20 protein-coding genes and 1 pseudogene are annotated in these 17,590 nt (G+C 47.5%); 1 reads left to right on the plus strand and 20 read right to left on the minus strand.

The window, feature by feature from the left end; all coding sequences use genetic code 11:
* Positions 1-3: 3 nt before the first annotated feature.
* From BMY11_RS14565 to BMY11_RS14615, 11 genes are all read right to left on the minus strand, one after another.
* The gene (locus tag BMY11_RS14565; protein ID WP_090577260.1) at positions 4-786 is read right to left on the minus strand and encodes an SDR family NAD(P)-dependent oxidoreductase; all 783 of its coding nucleotides are present in this window, start codon (positions 784-786) and stop codon (positions 4-6) included.
* Positions 783-1,793 (minus strand): sugar phosphate isomerase/epimerase family protein, encoded by a 1,011-nt coding sequence (locus BMY11_RS14570; protein WP_090577263.1) that lies wholly within the window; start codon positions 1,791-1,793, stop codon positions 783-785. The genes BMY11_RS14565 and BMY11_RS14570 overlap by 4 nt, the downstream gene beginning before the upstream one ends.
* Positions 1,794-1,807: 14 nt before the next feature.
* A complete protein-coding gene (locus BMY11_RS14575) occupies positions 1,808-2,563 on the minus strand; it encodes an SDR family NAD(P)-dependent oxidoreductase (protein ID WP_090577266.1) in 756 nt (251 codons plus the stop codon).
* 133 nt (positions 2,564-2,696) lie between these two features.
* Positions 2,697-3,146, minus strand: coding sequence for a GNAT family N-acetyltransferase (locus BMY11_RS14580; protein WP_090577269.1), 450 nt, complete (start codon positions 3,144-3,146; stop codon positions 2,697-2,699).
* A gap of 143 nt (positions 3,147-3,289) precedes the next feature.
* The gene (locus BMY11_RS14585; RefSeq protein WP_090577271.1) at positions 3,290-3,790 is read right to left on the minus strand and encodes a DMT family transporter; all 501 of its coding nucleotides are present in this window, start codon (positions 3,788-3,790) and stop codon (positions 3,290-3,292) included.
* 2 nt (positions 3,791-3,792) lie between these two features.
* Complete coding sequence (locus BMY11_RS14590; RefSeq protein WP_090577274.1) at positions 3,793-4,491, minus strand: Crp/Fnr family transcriptional regulator; 699 nt, start codon at positions 4,489-4,491, stop codon at positions 3,793-3,795.
* Positions 4,492-4,518: 27 nt separating this feature from the next.
* Entirely contained in the window at positions 4,519-4,944 is a 426-nt protein-coding gene (locus tag BMY11_RS14595; protein ID WP_090577277.1) for a DMT family transporter, read from the minus strand.
* 152 nt (positions 4,945-5,096) lie between these two features.
* Positions 5,097-5,597, minus strand: a complete 501-nt coding sequence (locus BMY11_RS14600) for a DinB family protein (RefSeq protein WP_090577280.1) — start codon at positions 5,595-5,597, stop codon at positions 5,097-5,099.
* 27 nt (positions 5,598-5,624) lie between these two features.
* The gene (locus BMY11_RS14605; protein WP_371262838.1) at positions 5,625-6,044 is read right to left on the minus strand and encodes a GNAT family N-acetyltransferase; all 420 of its coding nucleotides are present in this window, start codon (positions 6,042-6,044) and stop codon (positions 5,625-5,627) included.
* 162 nt (positions 6,045-6,206) lie between these two features.
* Complete coding sequence (rpmG, locus tag BMY11_RS14610; protein ID WP_090577283.1) at positions 6,207-6,356, minus strand: 50S ribosomal protein L33; 150 nt, start codon at positions 6,354-6,356, stop codon at positions 6,207-6,209.
* Between the two features lie 75 nt (positions 6,357-6,431).
* Positions 6,432-6,842, minus strand: a complete 411-nt coding sequence (locus BMY11_RS14615; protein ID WP_090577286.1) for an ABC transporter permease family protein — start codon at positions 6,840-6,842, stop codon at positions 6,432-6,434.
* A gap of 23 nt (positions 6,843-6,865) precedes the next feature.
* Between BMY11_RS14615 and BMY11_RS14620 the strand changes: the two are divergent.
* Positions 6,866-7,921, plus strand: a pseudogene (locus BMY11_RS14620) (GerAB/ArcD/ProY family transporter); the annotation flags it as partial.
* 11 nt (positions 7,922-7,932) lie between these two features.
* On the opposite strand, the gene cyoD reads toward BMY11_RS14620, so the two are convergent.
* From cyoD to BMY11_RS14670, 9 genes are all read right to left on the minus strand, one after another.
* Positions 7,933-8,277, minus strand: a complete 345-nt coding sequence (gene cyoD, locus BMY11_RS14625; RefSeq protein WP_090577291.1) for a cytochrome o ubiquinol oxidase subunit IV — start codon at positions 8,275-8,277, stop codon at positions 7,933-7,935.
* Between the two features lies 1 nt (position 8,278).
* Positions 8,279-8,905 (minus strand): cytochrome o ubiquinol oxidase subunit III, encoded by a 627-nt coding sequence (cyoC, locus tag BMY11_RS14630; RefSeq protein WP_090577293.1) that lies wholly within the window; start codon positions 8,903-8,905, stop codon positions 8,279-8,281.
* 1 nt (position 8,906) lies between these two features.
* The gene (locus tag BMY11_RS14635; RefSeq protein ID WP_090577296.1) at positions 8,907-10,880 is read right to left on the minus strand and encodes a cbb3-type cytochrome c oxidase subunit I; all 1,974 of its coding nucleotides are present in this window, start codon (positions 10,878-10,880) and stop codon (positions 8,907-8,909) included.
* Positions 10,881-10,901: 21 nt separating this feature from the next.
* The gene (locus BMY11_RS14640) at positions 10,902-11,909 is read right to left on the minus strand and encodes a ubiquinol oxidase subunit II (protein ID WP_090577299.1); all 1,008 of its coding nucleotides are present in this window, start codon (positions 11,907-11,909) and stop codon (positions 10,902-10,904) included.
* A 250-nt stretch (positions 11,910-12,159) separates the two neighbouring features.
* Positions 12,160-12,462 carry a hypothetical protein gene (locus BMY11_RS14645; protein WP_090577302.1) on the minus strand — a complete coding sequence of 101 codons (303 nt, stop codon included), beginning with the start codon at positions 12,460-12,462 and terminating at the stop codon, positions 12,160-12,162.
* Positions 12,463-13,453: 991 nt separating this feature from the next.
* Positions 13,454-14,542 (minus strand): GerAB/ArcD/ProY family transporter, encoded by a 1,089-nt coding sequence (locus BMY11_RS14655; protein ID WP_090577308.1) that lies wholly within the window; start codon positions 14,540-14,542, stop codon positions 13,454-13,456.
* Between the two features lie 24 nt (positions 14,543-14,566).
* On the minus strand, positions 14,567-14,794 hold the full coding sequence (locus BMY11_RS14660) for a hypothetical protein (protein WP_090577311.1): 228 nt from the start codon (positions 14,792-14,794) through the stop codon (positions 14,567-14,569).
* 4 nt (positions 14,795-14,798) lie between these two features.
* Positions 14,799-16,001: a Ger(x)C family spore germination protein gene (locus BMY11_RS14665; RefSeq protein ID WP_177182652.1), complete on the minus strand. Its 1,203-nt coding sequence runs from the start codon at positions 15,999-16,001 to the stop codon at positions 14,799-14,801.
* 8 nt (positions 16,002-16,009) lie between these two features.
* Positions 16,010-17,494: a spore germination protein gene (locus BMY11_RS14670; RefSeq protein WP_090577317.1), complete on the minus strand. Its 1,485-nt coding sequence runs from the start codon at positions 17,492-17,494 to the stop codon at positions 16,010-16,012.
* Between the last annotated feature and the right edge of the window lie 96 nt (positions 17,495-17,590).

Below are 17,590 nucleotides of genomic sequence, written 5' to 3' on the forward strand. Positions count from 1 at the left end.
TTGTTATTTCCAGCATACGATCGTTTCGCCAGATAGGGCATCCGAAGCGGAGCCGCACAGGAACATAACGATGCTCGACATATCTTCTGGCTGCGCGATGCGCTGCAGGCGGGACCGTCCTTCTTCGCTTCCCACAGTCCGCGTCGCAAGGAATCTACCGGTATAAGTTGGAGCAGGTGAAATACAGTTCACGTTCACATCATACTTTCTCAGTTGCTCAGCAAGACTTCGTGTATAGAACGAGATGCCAGCCTTAGCCGATGCGTAGATGATTCCTGACGTCACCGGTACATGTCCTGCAATCGATCCGACATTCACGATCTTGCCGGCTCTTCTCTCTTTCATATGCAAGCCCGCAAACTTGCAAGCATACATGGTCGACAACAGGTTCCGCTCGACAACCGAACGAATATCTTCGACGGATATATCAAGCGCATCGTTAGGATCAGGGCGAGGCGTGTTTAGACCAATATCGCCACCTGCGTTATTGACGAGAATATCCAAGGAGCCGAGCTCGGCAATGGCGCCGTTAATTAGCGACTCGACTTGAACCGGATCGGCCAGATCAGCTGCAATAAACGCCGATTTGACGCCAAGCTGTCTGATTTCCTCGGCAACCGCATGGCCGGAAGCCGCTTCATTGAACTCAGCTGCCGAGCTATCTGAAATATCATGAATAATCACGTTAGCGCCTGCGCGAGCTAGATCAAGCGCGTATTGCTTACCAAGCCCCCGGCTCGAACCGGTAACTAGCGCATTCTTACCTTGCAATCCTGTCGTATTCACAATGATCCCCCCTGAGATATTGTAGATTCACTGCGGCTTCCAAACTTGCGGATTTGATGCGAAAGATACCCCATTGCGATATCCATCTCTTCCAATTCGTACTTCGCAATCTCATCCGGTGTTTGTCCACGCTCGTAAGGTGTTCTCCAATCGCCACCTGCTCTGGCGTTATCCTCCACGAAGCGTAGAATTCGGGTTAGCTGCGATGCTGTGCGAGGTGGATATTCGGTCCAGAAATCCTCCTGAAGAACCCGCACATGCCGCGCTTCAAGCGCACCGTGTTCCACAGACATCGTTACATTCGGGTTAACCTCGCTTAATAGCTGGAAGAGATCTGGAAAGTCGATGACGCCTTGCCCGACTGCACAGCGAACGAGACGGTATCCATCTTCGGACCGGTAGATTTTGTAATCCTTCAAATGAGCATTCTTGACATACGGTGCAACTTTTCGGAAGAAATCGGCAGGGTGTTCGGCTGTTGCAAGCGGGTTGCCTGTATCAAGTGTAATCCCAAACCGCTCAGAGCCGATTGTTTCGCAAAGCCACAGTATTTCTTCGGAAGCGATATCCTGGTGATTCTCTACGGTAAGATTAACGCCGAGTGTCTCCGCGACTTCCGTGGCTTCTTGGAATGAGCTCAAGATTTGTTGGAGAAAAGGCTGCCAGGTTCCCGCCATATGACGGCGATCTCCGCCGAATTTAGCCCCGCCTACGACAGTACGGAGCGTTATTGCGCCAGCCAGCTTCGCAACATGAAGCGCTTTCACAAGTGCCGCAGGCTCGAAACCGCCCATCGCAACGTTGACGAACATCCCTTTCTGTCTCGCGTAAGCGGCAACTTCTACTGGGTCACTCTGCGATAGCACATCTAGAGGAATTTCCACACCTTCAAGGCCATACGCTTCCGCCATGTCAATCTGATCCTTCGCCGTAATGCGCACTCGATTAGAGGCGCCTGCAAGCCCCATATGATATACCGTTCCGTAAGCAGTAAGTCCGAATCTCATCTACGTACTCCTCCTTATTCTGCCGTCCATCCGCCGTCTATGACGATGGATGATCCAGTCATAAAGCTCGATACGTCGGAAGCGAGGTATACTAATAAACTCGCTAGCTCCTCCGGCTTGCCCCAGCGTTTGATCGCCAGATGATTCATAAAGAATTGATTGGCCTCAGGATTGTTCATAACGACCTGATTAAGTTCTGTGGCAAAAGGACCCGGGCAGACCGCATTCGCAGTAATGTTATGCTCCGCCCATTCCAGTGCCATTACTTTCGTCAGTTGAATAAGACCGCCTTTGCTGGAGCAGTATGCTGACCTTTCTGCTAAACCGACTGTGCCCAGCATAGATGCGATGTTAATAATACGTCCGAATTTCTGCTTGATCATATGCGGCACAACTGCTTTCGCGCACAAAAAAGGCGCTTTCAAATTTGTCCCTTGCACGAGATCCCAGCTCGCCTCATCGTAATCGAGGATCGGCTTGCGTACGTTCACACCAGCATTATTAATCAAGATATCAATACGCCCGAACTTCTCGATGACTTCACCTGCTGCTCGTTCGATCTGTGTGTAATCAAGCACATCAAGTGCCAATCCTGCCGCTCTAATGCCCGTTTCTTCGGTCAACAACGCTGCTGCTTGCTCAGCTTTACCGAGATCCCGGCTGGTGACGACAACATGCGCTCCGGCATGCCCTAGCGCACGGGCGAATTCAAGACCTAATCCTTGCGTGCCCCCAGTAATCAGCGCTGTTTTTCCTTCCAATGTAAACATGATACAGCGTACACTCCTTCCACAACCTCATCATAATAAAGTCTCTTAGGAAAGCGCTTCCTTGTTCATGTCCAATATTATACTTTATAAGTGCAAAGTCTGTCGAAATAGGTCGAATCGTAAAATTTTTCTACTAGCGCGGCTTATTCCACTCATACTTGATATCATCAAGCTGTTCTTCATTAATGGATCCTCTGCCAACAATTCGAAATCCGTTTCTCTCATAAAATTGCTGTGCTTTCTTATTGACGACAAAAGTGTATAAGAACAAGGTATCATCTGATTGCTGTTTAGCGAGGTTCAGAAGCTCCTTCCCTATTCCTTTCCCCTGATAGTCGATATGAATGTATAACTGATTCACCCAGTTCGCATTGCAAGCTAGTATGCCTACGACTTGCTCGCCGGAAGTGTCAATTGCCAAATATACCTTATTATCTTGGACCAGAATGTTATTGAGAAAATAGAGATGATCCTCTATGGGATGAATATCGCTGTGCCCAATCGCTTGTTCCTTGCTCTCTCTCCACATCTTCACCGTTTGTAAGGCATAGGAAGGTTCATACTCAATGATTGTAAATTCCATTCCAAATTAACTCCCTTACGATGATTTACTAAAAATGCTAATCATTGACCTGAAATCTGTCAATTCCAATTCAGTGCCATGAGCCGGTGTGGAAGCAAATAAATACAATCGCATAAAAAAAATCCGCTAGGGGAGCGGATTTTTCATGATAAAACCTTTGAAAGGTCATGTTGTTGATGTCTACTAGATTCACCTATCCGAACCTTCTCCTTACGCTGGCGCTTAAATAACAGTAAACCGGCGATTAGCGCTATTATCCCAATGGCCTTCTGCGGGCTGAAAGGAACCTGTTCGAGTCCGAACCAGCCTGCTGAATCCCACCATAGCGCGCAAAGCAGCTGAGAAGCCATGACCATCGTTGTCAAAGCACTCGGACCGAGAAGTCGAACTCCATTAACGACACAGGTCACTACGCCGATTCCTAATAACCCGCTGAACCAGAACCAAACAGGCATCGCGGGCCATTGAATAAAATCAGCGCCTTCCAATAACAATCCCATCCCAAGCGAGGCGATGAATCCCATGCCCAGCACGAGTGCGGTTGTCGTATGGGTGTGCACAGTATAACTCACTTTATTATTAAACAAAGTCTGTACACTGACGAGCATCCCTGCCATGAGTGATAATACAATACCGATAAGCAATGCTACTTCCTCCTTTCTCCGTGTTCGTATATATTTTGACCCGCGGCTGCTTCAAGCCCTGCTCTATCACGGACTATAAGTGTACCCCGAGCTCGATCAAGAAGATGCATATTGCAAAACTTCAGAATGACTCGATTCAAATGCCGATAGCTAGTGCCGATAAGGCTCGCGATATCTTTCAAATTAGCGATGCTGATTTTTGCTTCTTCGGGAGATGTCACGGATAACAGGTAGCTTGCCAGACGTACCTCTACCGGATATAACAGATTGAAGCTGAGTGATATCGACTTGCTGTGAAACTTATGAGAGACCAGATGCAGCAAAAACTGCAGGAACGTCACTTCCTCCCGGTAAAGATGCAGCCAGCGTTTATGAATACCAATCGCTTCAACTTCCGTTACGGCCGTGACCGTATTCAACGTATCCAGCCCGCTTATACACTCGATCTCACCTATGACACCGAGCGGTGAGTTAAAATTGACTAGAAGTGTATTCCCTTCAGATGACGTCGTGTAAACCTTCACTTTCCCGCTCACGAGCACAAAGATCCATTCCTGAGTCTCGCCTTGCCTGCAGAGCGCTTCGTCCGGGCCAAACTTGAACAGCACTAAGTGCTGACGAAGTGAATGGGGGAAAACATCTTCCAGCTCATATTGATTTAGATATTGCCTAATCCGATCTGCGTTCTCGAATTCCATCATCAAACTCTCCTTAATCGTTTGCGGAGCCTAGAAAGATAAACATAAGATCCCTATAATCATAAGTCCAATTCCAAGCCATTGTGGCAATCGGAGCTTCAGCGTACGCGTCCCGAACCAGCCGGCTTTCTCCATGCCAAGCGTGGCCAATATTTGAGCGATCAATAATGACGATACCGTTAAAGCTGCTCCATTGTGGTGGAAAGCCGTAATGTTACTGAAAATGATAATCGCTGCCAGCATGCCGCCCAAACGATATCGAAGCTTCACCTTTGAGAGCTTCCTCCAGGATTGATCCTTCGTCATCCATAATAGCATCAAAGCAGCAACAAACCCTGTTCCTTGCGTTAAAGTCGCCGCATGCCATGTTCCGAGCCGAGTACCGATTGCGGCGTTGGCGGTACTTTGCATCGTTAGAAATACGCCGCCAAGTATGGCATATCCGATTCCTTTCATTCCCCTACTTCCTCCTCATTGAACCTGCTCTCCTTATTAAACGATGGACAGTTGGTTCCGGAAAGGACATATGTCCTAACTATTAAAGTTAGCAGATACTAGCTTTCAAACAAACGAAACTGCGCATCTCGGCGCAGTTTCGTTTGTTACCCTTAATACTTTTCCCCTGATTCGCCTATCGTATATAATCCTCTTCCAATAAAATTCGCTGACACTGGTTTCTTTCCAATCTCCCGTGCCCACACGGACAATTGACCCATATGATGAATCTCGTGGGCGATCACGTGTCGCAGCACCTCTCCGTATGTATGGGCTTCCCGTTCCCCATTGTCCGTAGTATCAATCATAATGCGATCTTCCAGATCGTCATTCCAGGATTGGACGAATTGCGAGACTTCCACATGACAACGAGCGGAAAACTCCTTTACTTGCGGCAAACTAGCGATGTCCTCAAATGTCGGGATTATGATCGGCTTTTCTTGGATTCCGCCACATAGCCAGCCAAATTCGACTGCTACTATATGATAGAGTGTTGGTAAAATATAACCGAGCCCACCTGTGCGTCTTCTCATCAACTCTTCTTCGGCGACAGACTCGCACCAATTAAACCAGTCATTGCGAACTTGCCAGTTATAGTGAAATAGCTTCAACATCGTGTAACCTCCTATCTCAATGTTATCTTAAGCTTTTCTCCACACTCCACCGCCACAGGGAACGAACCCGCTTTTTGTATAGAACGATGTGAGTTTCGTATCGAACGTCAATGTTACAATCTCAAGACCAGCACGATCAGCTTCTAGCAGCAATCTCTTTACTAGCGCTTCGCCAATTCCCTTCCTTTGATGTTCAGAATGGATGATAATGTCCTCCATATAGCCATGCTGCAATCCCATTCCTGCAACATATCCGAACGCAATCAGCTCATTATGCTCATCCCGGAGTCCCGCCCAGAAATTGCAACGCTCAAATAAAATCGGATAATCAGAATATCTACCATCCCAGCCAACGGACTCTCTTAGTTTGGGAACCTCGTGCGGTGCTATCGGTAAATTAATGACAACCTTTTGATACAACGGCTGCCATTTCTCATTGCTGCTCATTTGGTCCACCTCCAGTGTTGTTACTGCTAAATTCCTCACTGGGATTTCATTTTCCTGCCAAACAAATAAGACCCTCATTCCATATGGAACGAGGGTCTATTATCACTCAGGTGAACGCTACCACTCCGTTTCAATGGATTGTCAACGCGCATTCCCAGCTCACTATCTTGTCTCTCTGTGGAGCGTCATCTTCTTATGAGACGGGCAATATTTCTTAAGCTCCAGACGCTGCGGATTGTTTCTCTTGTTCTTGATTGTCGTATAGTTGCGTCCACCGCATTCTGTGCATGCCAACGTAATGATTACGCGCATGATGATTATCACCTTCCTTTGTCATATGGTATGACTGAAGGAATCTGGGTGACAATCGAAGAAACGTTGAACGGCTCAAATATGCGAGAATTTGGAGAATTTCTGCTTGTACATTTTCTCTAGCCCAAGCGATATCATATGGAAGCCGACAATGAACATGATAAAGGCGAGCAACGGTACGAACAGCACCCACTGGTAAATATACAGATTGCTGCGGGCTTGGCCTATTAATCCGCTCCATTCGTTCGTGCGGCTCACATACAGGGGAAGCTCGGGCCACGGGTTTTCGTACACAAGCGTGCCACCGACGAAGAAATTGAAGACCGCCAGCTGTCCGAATAGGCTCAGGATCAAGACGATTTCTTGGACAAAGAGGATCAACAAGCTTTCCTGCAAATGTGGTAACAGATGTGTCCGCATGATCGTCCAGCGACCTGCTCCGATTGACTTAGTAGAGAGCACGAACTGCTTCTCGCGGAGCACCATCGTCTTCCGGATACTTCGTCTTCTTCTTAATCGGCGTTTCCCAAGCTGCCGCGAACATCTTTAACTTTCAAAGTCTTGTGCTTATCGACGCCGGCCAAGATGCGTGGATATCCATCATTCTCATAGGTCTAAGCATACATGTAATCGTCTGGATGATTTACAAGATGCTTGATCATCCATCGAAAGATGTGATTGACTTGCATCGAACACTGTTCGGCAAATTTTTCGGGAACGCCTTGTCTCTGCTGTTAGTCGGATATTATTTCTTAATGACTCTGTTTTACCTCCGCGCTTATATCGAAATTATTCAAGTGTGGGTTTTTCCAACTGCTCGAACATGGGCTATAACGGCTCTCTTCATCTGCCTGATTTACTATGTTGTATCCGGCGGGTTTAGAGTGGTCGCCGGGATTAGTTTCTTCTACGCGGCTATGTTCCCGTTGCTTATCTGGCTCTACTTCCCCATTCGCCAGGGCAATCTCCATCATTTGCTGCCTGTACTCAATCATTCTTTTCTTGATTTGCTTAAAGGCTCCCGATCAATCGGGTTTATTTTCTTCGGGATCGAAGCGCTGCTCATTTACTTTCCTTTCTTGAAATCATCGCAGAAAAACGCCAAATGGGCGCATATTGCCTTGTTGTTCTCAACGATCAAGTATGTTGCAATCATGCTCATATCGTTGATGTATTTCAGTCAAGGACTGCTGAAGCATACGATGTGGCCAACGATGGCGATGACCAAGATCATTGAATTATCCTTCCTCGCCAGATTCGAATACTTATTTATTTTTATGTGGCTGTTAGTGATCATCCCAACGGTTAGTATCCCTATCTGGTGCTGTACACGAATTATGAAGCGAGTTGCTACAATTAAACCACGGCTTTCATTGCCTATTGTATTGGCTACCCTCGGCATCTCCATACTCTTCTTTGATGAGAGAACGCAGATCAATGCATTAGAATCCTTCATTAATGATCTTGGATTCTATTTCATCTTCGCCTATATCCCGTTGCTATTTGTCATCAGTAGCTTTGCATCCAAAATGAAAAAAGACCTGCCATCCGGCAAGTCTTCCTAATCTTGATTCTATTATTGAACGACCGAATTAAATGACATAATCCATACGGATCCGGCTACGATTACGAGTACGATGAACAGCCCGAGAATAAGAGCCATGACGTTGTACTTGGGGCCATCTCCTTCTCGGATGTGCATGAAGAAGAACAACTGCACGATCAGCTGGATGACAGCCATCGTAATAATGGTGACGATGACACCGGTCTTATTCATGCTCGTTTCGAATACGACTAGCAGCGGAATTACCGTTAACACAATGGAGATAATGAAGCCAGTGATATAAGCCTTCAGTGAACCGTGGTCATCGTGTTCGTCATGATGGTCATGTCCGGCTGTTCCTGCATGATGCTGACTCATGTTACATCACCCCCATCAAATATACGATCGTGAAGAGGAAGATCCAGACCACGTCGAGAAAGTGCCAATACAAGCTAATTACTGTAATCTTACGTCTTGTGACAGGTGTGACACCGCGCATCTTCAGTTGAACCATGAGCGCGATCATCCAGATGAGACCAACTGATACGTGCAGTCCGTGTGTACCTACCAAGACGAAGAAGGCTGTTAGGAAGGCACTCGTTGAGATCGTCGCACCTTCGTGCACCATGTTCACGAACTCGTTGATTTCAAGCCCAACGAACGCTGCGCCGAGCAAGACGGTGACAATCAGCCACCCGATGAGCTGATTGACCTTCTTCCGATTCATAGCGAGTACTGCGAGTCCACTCGTAAAGCTGCTTGTAAGAAGGATGAACGTTTCCGCTACGAAGCCAGGAATTTCAAACAACTCTTTCCCTGTAGGACCTCCGTCTGTATGCGCCTTGAGGACGACATACGTGGCAAACAATGTACCGAACAGCAAGCAGTCGGTGACGAGGAAGATCCAGAAGCCAAGCACCTTCATCGACTCTTGGTCGTGATGACCATGGTCATGCGAGTGCGAATCCGCCTCGTGTGAATGGCTATGTGTGGTGGCATGCTGCATGTTAAATCGCCCTCCCTGCTGCTACTTCGGTCTCTATGACTTCTTCGACCGGAACATAATAATCGGTATCATATTGGAACGAACGCACTAGCAACGTCACGCCAACGCCAACCATCCCCAGAATCGCCATCCACAGCCAGTCGAACACGAATCCGAAGCCCGCAACGAACCAGCATGCGGAGAAGATAAACGGAACACCTGAGTTTTTCGGCATATGGATCGCTTCCAGCTGCTCTATTGGAACTGGTGGAGCTGGCTCAAAATTACGTCGCTCCTTCTCTTCCCAGAACGAGTCTCGCTCACCTGCATAAGGAACAACTGCGAAGTTGTACATCGGCGGTGGTGAAGGAATTGACCATTCCAACGTGCGACCATTCCACGGATCGCCTGTCGTGTCGCGCTCACCATATTTAACGCTATAAAGGATTTGCCATACTTGGAACACGAAGCCAATGCCCATCAAGAATGCACCGATCGTGGATACGAGGTTAAGCGGGCCCCAGCCCAAATCCCACCCGTATGTGTAGACGCGGCGCGTCATGCCCATAAATCCAAGTGCATATTGAGGCATGAAGCAGACGTAGAAGCCAATGTTCCATAGCCAGAACGCCCATTTGCCAAGTCGCTCATTAAGCTTAAAGCCGAACAGCTTCGGCCACCAGTAATAGATGCCCGCGAGATAACCGAACACGACGCCGCCAATCAGCACCTGATGGAAGTGCGCGATCAAGAAGTAACTGTTGTGATATTGGTAATCCGCAGGCGCTACAGCGAGCATGACGCCTGTTGCCCCACCGACGACAAAGCAAGGTATAAACGCAAGCGTCCACATCATTGGCTGATCGAGCCTAATCCGGCCTCGGAACATTGTGAACAGCCAGTTGAACACCTTGGCCCCGGTTGGAATACCGATTGCCATCGTCGCTATGGCGAAGAAGACGTTGACGTCCGCCCCAGCGCCCATCGTGAAGAAGTGATGCACCCATGTGAAGAATGACAGAATGCTAATACTCATAAGTGCGAATACCATCGATTTATAACCGAAAATCCGTTTACGCGAGAACGTTGCAACAATTTCGGAGAAGATCCCGAATGCCGGCAATACGACGATATAGACCTCCGGGTGTCCCCACATCCAAATCAAGTTGACGTACATCATCGGATTGCCTCCACCATCCATTGTGAACAGATGGCCGCCGAGGAACCGGTCAATGAACAATAGTGCCAGCGTAACCGTTAGAATCGGGAAAGCAAAGATAATAATGATGCTGCTGGAGAGCACCGACCACGAGAACATCGGCATCTTCATCAGCTTCATGCCTGGCGCACGCATTTTTAGAATCGTAACGATAAAGTTGATCCCGGTTGCAAGTGAACCAATACCCGAGATTTGAATGCCCCAGATGTAGAAGTTCTGCCCGACTCCCGGACTATGCGACATCTCCGACAGCGGCGGATAGCTTAGCCATCCCGCGTCCGGCGAACCGCCGATAACGAAGCTGATGTTGAACAGCATTGCGCCGAATAAGAACAGCCAGAAGCTGACGGCGTTCAAATACGGATACGCGACGTCGCGCGCTCCGATCTGCAGAGGGACAACCATGTTAAACAAACTGAACATCATTGGCATCGCCATGAACAGGATCATGATTGTGCCATGTGTAGTAAATACTTCGTTGTAATGCTCCGCTTGTAGAAAATGTACGTTTGGCATCGCCAGCTGAGCCCGCATAAGCAGCGCATCAACCCCGCCGCGGAACAGCATAAGCAGCGATGCGATAAGATACATCATTCCGATTTTTTTGTGATCGACGGTCGTTAGCCATTCCCGCCAAAGCCAGCCCCACTTCTTGAAATAGAAGAGTACGAAGAGAATCGCGATGGTAGTTAGTCCGATGGAAACGTCTGCACCATAAATTAGAGGATCGCCTGTCACAAAAAAAGAGGAAGCGAATGATTTGATACTTGCATACATAGATTGTGCTCCTCCCTCATCCTACTGATGATTGTGATTCATTTCACTTGAATTCGAATTATTCATATCCATGCCGCTCATATCGTCCATATCGTGGACTTCATTGGAATCGGACCTCGTTGTGTCGTCCGAGTCGGTAGGATCTGTACTTTCTTCATCCTTGTTCATATCCATATGATGACCACCATTCTTCATCACGACGGAATCAAACAGGTCTGATGGATACGAGGAGAATGATTGCTCTTCGGATTGACCTGGCTTAGCGAGTGCCTCATAGCCGGCTTTCGTCAGCTCGTTGTTCGAGCCCTTGACACTCTCAACCCATTTATTGAAGTCTGCTTGAGACTCCGAGACAACGTTAAATCTCATATGTGCAAAATCTTTACCCGTAAAGTTAGCGCCTGTTCCGTAATACGTGCCTGGACGATCAGCCTGCAGCCATAATGACATCGCCATACCTGGCATTGTGTATTCCTGTCCGCCGAGCTGCGGAATCCAGAACGAGTTCATTGGTGCATCGCTTGTCAATTCGAAGTCGACTTGTACGCCTGCCGGAATGTGCACGTAATTGACCGTCGCGATGTTCTGGTCTGGATACTGGAACAACCACTTCCAGTCAAGTGATGTAACTTGGATCTTGATCGGTTTGACATCTGTTACTGGCGGCTTCTTCGCAAGACCGTAAGTATCGCGAGCCGTGTAGGCGCCGAGGATACCGATTATGACAATCGGAATGCCCCACCAAAGCACTTCAAGCACCTTGCTGTCGTCCCAATGCGGCTTGTAGGGAGCCGTATTACCTGGCTTGTCGCGATATCGGATGACGATAAACGCTGTTATCGCGAGCACGGGGATCACGACGATCGCGCAAAGGATTGCGGACAGAATGATCAGCCGAAGCTGCGTTTCCGCGACAGGACCTTGCGGATCAAACACAACAAATTTGCCTTCACATCCGGACAAAAGAATGACGCTTAGTAGTCCGGTAATCAGCAGCATCAAGCCGCGGAGTTTGGATCTTCTCTTCATTTGCTACTCATCTCCTTGCACACTCAAGGCGTGCTTTCATGGCCCTTTGTCGCTAGCATATCAGAGTCTTGTGCAATTGTTACCGTCGTTAACAAAACCGTCAATCTTCTGTTTCTTTTCAGACACTTTGTGTTCAACAGTCGTTCAAGATTAGGACATTAAAGGGCTTTCATATTCAAATACAGGAAAAACAAAAAATGCTCTTTCACTTCCCGGGGGAAGTGAAAGAGCATAATGGTCTGGTATTTACTTAAACGCGTTCTGGCTGCTGTTCGCCGTGAAGCTTCTGCCGTTCCTTAGCGAAGCTCGGCTGCAAGGCATGGAACAACGAGCCGAGGAGCAGCACTTGAATGCCTCCAATAATGAAACCGAAGCCAATCATAAGACCCAAATTCGTATCTTTAAAGTCGTGAGCGAAGCAAGCGCTCAGGATGATGCCAAGGAGCATCAAGCCGAACCCGATGCGAGGCATCAACGATGTCCAGTAGTTTATTTTCTGTGCTTGTGACGGAACTTGAATGTCAGCACCTGCTGCCTTAGTGTTCTTGTTCATTGTGAAACACTCCCGATGACGTATTGTATACGTTTACTATATCACAAATTTGTCACCGGGTGTTCACTTTTTGTTCATTTTTTTATCTAATATGCGATTAGCCCCTGTCACTTGCAGCGCCGACTGTGCTGTTTGGGTTAAAACCGAAATGTAAATACTAGAAGGTAAATCTACCCTGAGGTGTATCATGCCAAACTATATCCCGTATTTATCGCTCATTATAGCTTCATTGCTCATCCTTACCATCATGATGGTTCGTGAATGGAAGTCTATAATTCTTGTCTTGCACCTCGCCTTTGCCGGAATGAGTTATATATTCGAACTCGTGGTTCTTGTTATATTTAAGGCTTATGATTACAGTCCAGGCATATTAAAGAACAACTATTTAGATAGCATGTTCGGAGCTACCGTGTCTAACTTCTGCACGGTACCTGCTGTCGCCATTCTCATCGCTTATTATCAGTTACGCTCGAAATGGATTATTTACGCGGCCGTCTTTCTCGGTGGGATGGATTGGCTATTCGTTTATTTGAACATCTATCGGCATCATTGGTGGACATCGCTCTACACCGTGGTAACACTACTGGGATTTTTCTGGATTTGCCGTACATGGATGACTAAAATCCGTAAAGGGAGGCCAGTTTTTCAATACTTTACACTACTCTTGTATACCTTCTGCGTCTCGGATTCTATATTCTTTATGTACCTCTTATCCGGATGGCGGCGGTTACATTTCGGGCTGTATCATAACCCGTTGCGAGATGACGTCATGCTCACGGTCACCTTAAGCTTCTGCATCGCACTGATTCTTGTCAATGCAATGTTTTGGTCAAACAAGTACATCTTCACCTTCATGGGATGTATTTGCATCGGAATTGGACAATACTTCCTTTATGAGACAGGGCATCTCGCACTTTACGTTGCACCATGGCTATATGCATCCGCATATGCAGCCACTTTGTTGCTTGTTGCCGTAATTTGCAGAGTGGGTTTAAAGTCGTTGCTTTATTTCGGAAACAAGCAGTAGCGCTAGCGGAATGATTAACCCAAACGTAATTGCATAGAGCGGCCAAATCTCCGTAGCGAACACTCTGAAGTAAACGATGTTTGGATAGACAACGATGGATAACACGACTAATACAATAGCTAATGGAACGATTAGAGGACGAGCGGTACGCAATTGAAACAACTGCGCCATGCCATGCACTGAAGCATGAAAGCAGATCGCCAGCTTGAAGAAGATCGTCAGAAACCAAATGATCGCCACAATAACCTCGATCCGCTGAAGAAACTCCCCAACTTGAATCTTCTTAGCAAGGGTATAGCTTGGGAAGGTATGTCTAGCTGTGAAGTCCCACCCGAGTATGAACACGCAAAATATCGTTACGATAATGATGACGAGCCCTCCGATAAAGCTGCCTTTGGCGAAAGCCGCCCCATACCCCTTGGATTTGTTGAGGTGAGGAAAAATCATTAGGAAGACGACAAGCTCCATATAAGGGATACTAAGGACAGATAGGCTGCCATGTATAATTCCTTTCACGCCAGATTCGAACATAGGCTGAATGCGGTCGAATTCGATTTGAGGAACGAGGAAGACGACTAGCACGGTGAGCAGCAAGGCAACCCATGGCAGGAATATCTCCGCCGAACGTGCGATCACTTCGATACCCAGGCTTACACCCATTACAACTGCGAGCACGAATAGGGCATGCACGACCTGAATCGGTGTCTCTGGCATAACGATGGTCGTAATAAAGTCGCCTACATTTCTTAGTACCAATGCAGACAATATTAAAAAATAGGTAAGAAAGAGTAAGCCTATCCCCTTACCTAACCACCGTCCCAGAATAGTCTCTGTAAACTGCATCAGCGATTGACCAGGGTATCGGTAGCCAAGGGCGACGTAGATAAACAAAGATAGCATGCCTTCTGCGACACCAACTATCGCGGCAATCCATCCGTCCTGTTTAGCGATGGACGTCAATGCGGAAGGTACAATGAGAATCGTGCTGCCCAAACTGAACAGCACCGTCAATATGGACAATTGACGTAGATTTATCTTTGCGTTCTCAATCATGGATCAAGGTTTCCTTTCGAAATGCTAATTGAAGATGGACAGAATGGCTCTGCTCATCGGTTTGTAAAGCGTTGTTATCAAGTCTAAAGGATTAGGGATGGGGAAATGCTGATTTTCGGCGATGCTGAGCACGAGCCCAAATGCAAGAGTGACCGCGAACACCCATAGCTCTTTAAACTGCTTGGCCCGTCTCAATTTCGGATATTCATAGCTAACAGCACCTGCCGCAACGAGAAACGCGATCCACAGCAACTCATTATTCCTCCATTCGCTCAAGGAACGATTCTACAATCGAACCGGTACGGCGGATTTTCGCATAAACCCTCACATGTACGGTCATCTTCGCGAACTCCTCCTCCCAGTGATCCTTCATACGATTCCACGCTTTGTAATTCGCGCGATGGATAGCAGTTCCGAAGCCGAAGACATCCGATTTGTAATACTTCGCTCGCTTCACGGAATCCTCTATCGTCGACTTAACTTCATCTCCTAATTCTTTCTCCAGTAGAGCTATCGCTTTATTCTCGCCCATTCTCATGTCACACTCTACTTCTCCAACATTCCCTTCCACCCGGACGTCAACTTGTACCTCAGGTTGCCCATTCACAAACTTCCCTTTCAGTTTATGGGTCGTATGAATCAACTCGATATTCAAGTTCCCTCCACTCGGACAAGGGAGACGGACAATCGTGCTTTGAATATTCCCAAGGATGTAGTTGTAGCCTTTACTTTGCTTACTGTTCATCCAACCGACGAGCTTGTCTTTATGAAATATAGCAAGTCCTTCATACTTCAGCATCGTCTGCGGACTAACCGAATTCAAGTTCCGTTGAGACTGCCCCTGCTGGGTGTCGCCGATAATACGGATTCCTGCTAGCACAGGGTCTTTACCTTTATCGACCAAATCATAAATTAACTCATGCAAATCGACCTTAGCCGTTACGCCCCAATTACGCTGAGCAGCTTTGAGTGAGGAGAACATTTTATCTGTAGGTATTTTCTCCAGTGGGGTCAATATTCGTAGCACTTCGTTCGCGGTAGCATCTTTAGCTACGATGATGTAGAAATCTGTTCGCAATTCATGATCCCGAGAGAGGCTATCCAATACTTTAGCGATGCCATCCCGAGCCAGGCTCTCTCCGATAACGAGTATCCGCAGATGAGAAGCATAGATTTTCCTAGGAGTCACCGTTGTCAGCTCGCGAATGGATTCGAATATGGTATCTCCTCTCGATTGCTGGACTGTGATAATAGGAGTCCGTCCGCTCCCGCCTTTGGATGCAGTTATTTCCGCAGGATTAATGATCTGAACCGAGACACGATAATGATCCTTATTCTTATCAAAGCCAAAAGCTGTCGCAATGGAGATTTCGTTAAGCTCTTTACGATTCCAGCAGCCGGTTAACGTGACGACCACGGCCAGGAGAAGCGCGCAGAGCAACAATTTACGCATGCTCATAGTAGTTGTCATCTCCTCTCCTTCTGCCGCCCAGGATTATTATGGTTCATTAATCGCGGACGCGTATTTAGCAGCCACTGTGGTAATCGCATCATATTGTCCTTCTGATCTTCCTTGATGAACGGTGCGAACGGTGCCAAATAGGGAACGCCAAACGATTGTAGGCTGCTTAAATGAAGCACCATAATAATACTCCCAACGAGTATGCCAAATAGTCCAAAGGATGCAGCGAGCATCATAAACAAAAACCGGATTATACGAATCGAAATCCCCATGTTGTACGAGGGAATAACGAAATTCGAAATCGCCGTAATTGAGACGACGATGACCATTGCCGGTCCCACTAATCCCGCGTCCACTGCAGCTTGACCAATAACAAGTGCCCCTACAATCGACACAGCTTGTCCGACGGTGCGGGGCATCCTCACCCCGGCCTCCCTTAATATTTCGAAGGTCACTTCCATCAGGAGTGCTTCTATAAAAGCAGGGAACGGTATCCCTTCACGTTGTGCCACGATGTTGATGAGTAGCGGCGTCGGAATCATTTCTTGATGGAAGGTCGTAATTGCAATGTATGCAGCTGGTCCGAACAAGGCGATAAATAGGCAAACGTATCGCAGCAATCGAAGCAGAGTGCCGATGTCTGCGCGCTGGTAGTAGTCCTCTGCCGTTTGAATGAAATGAGTAAATAAGGCTGGCACGACCAGTACAAAAGGTGTTCCATCTACGAGAATAGCCACACGTCCCTCAAGAAGACCACTTGCAACCGTATCTGGACGCTCCGTATTATAGATCGTGGGGAACGGCGTGATTGTTTTGTCTTGAATGAATTCCTCGATGTAGCCACTCTCCAGAATGGCGTCAGTATCAATACGGTCCAGCCTTGAGCGAACCTCCTCCACAACCTTCTCGTCAACAATACCCTGTATGTACATAATCGATACATCCGTGTGCGTCACAGCACCCAATTGCCTAGTTTCCAACCATAGACGAGGATCTTTGATTTTACGACGGATCAATGCGGTGTTCGTACGCAATGTTTCGGAGAAGCCTTCCCGCGGTCCTCTCACGACAGATTGGGAAGTAGGCTCAGTGACGCCCCTATCCTTCCACTCATTGGTCGCAGCTGCGATCCCCTCAGAATAGCCATCCACGAGTACAACCGTTTCACCGGACAGAATGGCATGGCAAAGCGAATCGCAATCCTTCACACTTGAAAGGTCACCGCTTCTTAGCATGAACGATTGAATCCACTGCAAAGGAGAAGTCACTCCCTCGGGCGGGATAACGGGCTGCGACTCGCCGCAGTTGGCAAGGAGCGATTCCAACATGTCCTTCACGTTGGCGAGCCCATCTATGTATACGATTGCAGCCGAGTGAGCCTGCAGCTGTGTGATGACCGTGAAGCTGCGAATGACAAGATCCGTGCTGTTGCCCAGTTCAGTTCTTATCATGTCCAGCGTTGCTTCCAGTTCGGTTTCTAAATGTCTCATGTCATATGCGCTCCGATATGCTGCGGTTTAAATGATATATGACCATTATTTCCATAAAGCATGATTTCAATTTTCTGGACGATACTAATCCCTGCA

The organism is Paenibacillus sp. OV219, assembly GCF_900110075.1.
Classification (GTDB): domain Bacteria; phylum Bacillota; class Bacilli; order Paenibacillales; family Paenibacillaceae; genus Paenibacillus_Z.